Annotated in this window: 3 protein-coding genes; all 3 read right to left on the bottom strand. The window is 47.5% G+C overall.

Annotated elements, in window-relative coordinates; all coding sequences use genetic code 11:
- Positions 1–1,306 (bottom strand): DHA2 family efflux MFS transporter permease subunit (locus AC1DUA_RS28970; RefSeq protein WP_477503051.1); only part of this gene is annotated, 1,306 nt, incomplete at its 3' end.
- A gap of 1,142 nt (positions 1,307–2,448) precedes the next feature.
- Positions 2,449–2,922, bottom strand: a complete 474-nt coding sequence (locus AC1DUA_RS28965) for a GNAT family N-acetyltransferase (RefSeq protein WP_161407109.1) — start codon at positions 2,920–2,922, stop codon at positions 2,449–2,451.
- A 59-nt stretch (positions 2,923–2,981) separates the two neighbouring features.
- Positions 2,982–3,562 (bottom strand): hypothetical protein (locus AC1DUA_RS28960; RefSeq protein ID WP_477503050.1); only part of this gene is annotated, 581 nt, incomplete at its 5' end.

The following is a 3,562-nucleotide window of genomic DNA, read 5'->3' as shown; positions in this document are numbered from 1 at the left end:
GATCAATTCTGCCCGAGATGATGAGCTCTTTGGCATGAGAAGCTGCTTTGTTCGTCATGAAAGTCACGAGAAGCGCCGTTCCAAGCGCTCCTGAAACGTTACGAAGCGTCTGCGACATCGCAGAACCGTGCGCATTCAAGCTTCGCGGCAGTTGGTTCATACCAGCTGTCTGAATTGGCATCATGAGCATGGACATTCCGAACATCCGCAGAGTGTACACCAGCATTAAATGATTGTACGTAGAATCCGCGGTAAGCCGGCTGAACTCATAAGTTGTGATGGTCGTGATAATTAAGCCGATAACGGCCAACCACCGAGCGCCTACTTTATCGAAAATCATACCCGTAATCGGAGACATGATTCCCATCAGAATGGCCCCCGGCAGCAAAAGCAAGCCGGACTCAAGCGGTGTGAAGCCCCGGATGTTTTGCAGGAAGATAGGCAGCAGGATCATACCCGAGAACATGGCCATCGTGATGATGGCGTTAATAAGCGTCGTTAGCGAAAACATCGAATATTTGAATACTCGGAATTCGAGTAACGGCGTCTTACCCATGATCGAGCGTAGGATAAAGAGCAGCAGCGAGATACCGCCTACGACGAGACAAACGACAACATCCGCGCTTCCCCACCCGTCAGACCCCGCGGCACTAAAGCCGTAGAGAATACCGCCAAAACCAAGCGTAGAAAAAATAACTCCTAATACATCGAGGTTCGGGTTTGATGTTTTTATAACGTCCTTCATGGAGAAAGCTCCGAAAATTACAGCGAAAATGGCCAGTGGCAAGATGATATAAAATAGAACATGCCAGTGGTAATGTTCCACGACCCAACCGGACATCGTCGGTCCAATCGCCGGGGCAAAAATCATCGCGATCCCCATCATGCCCATTGCTTTACCACGCTCAGCGACAGGGAAAATGGTCAGAACAACCACAGACATAAGCGGCATAAGAACCCCTGCCCCAACTGCCTGAACAAGTCGGCCACCCAGAAGCCAGCTGAAATCCGCAGACAATGCACAAACGATCGTCCCAAGAGCAAATAGTGACGAAGCGACTAGGAATAACTTGCGGGTTGTGAAACGGTTAATGAGATACGCACTGATTGGAACGAGAACCCCATTCATGAGCATATACCCGTTGGATAGCCACTGTATCGTGCTTTCATTCACATTCAGGTCGATCATCATTTTGGGCAGCGCTACATTTAAGACCGTTTGACTTAATAACGCCACGAATGCGGCAATAAGCAACGAGGCCATGATTGGTCCCTTGCGCAATGTTGCATTAACCATGCTAGTCATTGAAATCATCCTCACCTATGTTCTTTAAAATCGTTAAAATCTTATTTTGAACCCGATGGAACTGCTCTTGATCCTCCTCAGATAAGCCAAGCAAGGCCGAAACATCGCTTGGTACGGCGCAAGGCCATGACGTTGAGCTACTTTCGTCATAACTTAATCGAAAGCTTGATTGACCTCTCGGTAGCTATGGAAGATTTGTAAAACACGCTGCTGATCGTCCAAAGTACCCCCTTAGATTATTTCGCATACGAAGTAACAGAGTGATCCAGCCTCGAGGATATATCAATTTTTATATATGGCTTCATCGAGGACTTCTTTAGTATTTGTGATTATGCAAACATTATGAAAACGATTTTAGAATTCAGTCTCGACACCCTGACGATGCAAAAAAACCTCCATTCTCTCGAGACGAGAGATGGAGGTGGGAAGGTCGAGATGGTTGAGATGGATGGGATGGTTAAGCGGACGCACCAACTTAATAAGAGAGATTGAGACGGAAAGGTCGAGAGGTCTCGATGTGTCCGGTTGATTGTCCAACCGCGACAGAATCTGCTTGAATCATTTTGTTGCCGCCCGCTGTTTGCTGCTTCTCATTCCTTTGCTGACATGCATCAGCATGCGAGGAGGAACTACAGAGCGCTATTTCGGCGAAATAGGCTGATTTCTGCACTCAGCGGAACTACAGGCCTTTATTTGCCCTCAGGACGCTGTATTTGGACATCATGCGCCGAAATAGCGGAACGTAGTTCCTCTCCACCTGCCAAATAGTCGGTTCCGCCCAAAATAGCGTACCATAGTTCCTCATACTTCTGGCTTAGGGGCATATGATTCTTGTTAATCTTGAATCATTTTGTTGCCGCCCGCTGTTTGCTGCTTCTCATTCCTTTGCTGACATGCATCAGCATGCGAGGAGGAACTACAAAGCGCTATTTCGGCGAAATAGGCTGATTTCTGCACTCAGCGGAACTACAGTGCCCTATTTGGCCCTGGAAGCCAGGATTTCCGCCAAATCCGGCGAAATAACGGATCACAGTTCCCCCACTCTGTCCAGGAGGAACTAATCGCGCGAATAGCGAACTGTAGTTCCGCGATTCAGCATCTACTACCCCCGTGCTGCCCAACAGGGGCTGCGCTCTAATACATTAATCCCCGATACCAATCGTGGGATTCACAGAATACGTGAGCCAGTCGCTGCGATCTCCGCCTACTTTATCGTAAAAAGCTTGCGCACGAAGGTTATCCTTGGCCGTGGTCCATGTCAGGTTCGCATAGCCATGTCTGGCCGCGTACCCTTTGCTAGCTGCGAAAAGCTTCGCAGCCGCGCCTTGACCGCGTTCCGCTTCAATCACATAGAGATCGTTCAGAACAGCCACTTTGGAAGCACGAAGCGTACTGAAGGTAAAATATAAGGTCGTAAAACCGACCAATTTCCCCTCTTCCGTTTCCGCTACGAATTGGATGCCGTCCTTCTGCTCCAACAGATGGTGAATCAATCCGTTCAGCTTCTCATCCTCCGGCTGGCGATATTGGTAAAAGTCCACGATATAAGCGAGCATTAACGTTTTTAACTGGGAAATATCTTGTATAACAGCTTCACGAACTGTAACTTGGGTCATTGAAATGACCTCCTCATCCAAATAAAATCGTTATCTTTATTGTACCCAAAAGCTATCTTTCACTGCTCATCCATCTCCTTGCGATACAGCAGGTAAATCATCCAGGCTAATACTAGGCAAAACCCTGCAGCCCAATAGAAAATGGACGCCACATGCATAGATACCCCATAATAAGCAGAGGAGAATAAAATAAAGGCCGTCAAAAGAGCGGGAAAATACACATGATTCCGGGGATGCCACCCTTGATTAGCGTACTTGGCATCATTCCGCTCCAGTCGCATCGTAAAACCTAAGCGGTTCTTGTTCAAGAGCAATGCCGTAAGGAATGCCAGCAGTGCAGCATAGATTTTCAGAGGACGATACCAGGAATCCAGCCTGTCAAAATAATCGTAAACGGGAACATCTGTGACTACTGATACAATAAATAAAACAATAGCTAAATAAACGGTATAACCAATCGCCCCAAGCAATACGATCAAGAGCGCATGCAGCTTGCGCAATCGCAGCACATAGCGAACACAGATGGCTTCTAGTACAATTGCAAGCATGGGACTCCATGACTTCGTGTCCACCATGAACGTAAATAGTTCGACCAAACAGGAGATAACAAAGGTGAAGATGGATAACAAAGGTGAAGATG

The sequence above is a fragment of the Paenibacillus sp. 01T422 genome (genome assembly GCF_056398785.1).
The sequence above is the reverse complement of the archived record's forward strand: the minus strand, read 5'-3'. Positions and strand labels throughout refer to the sequence as shown.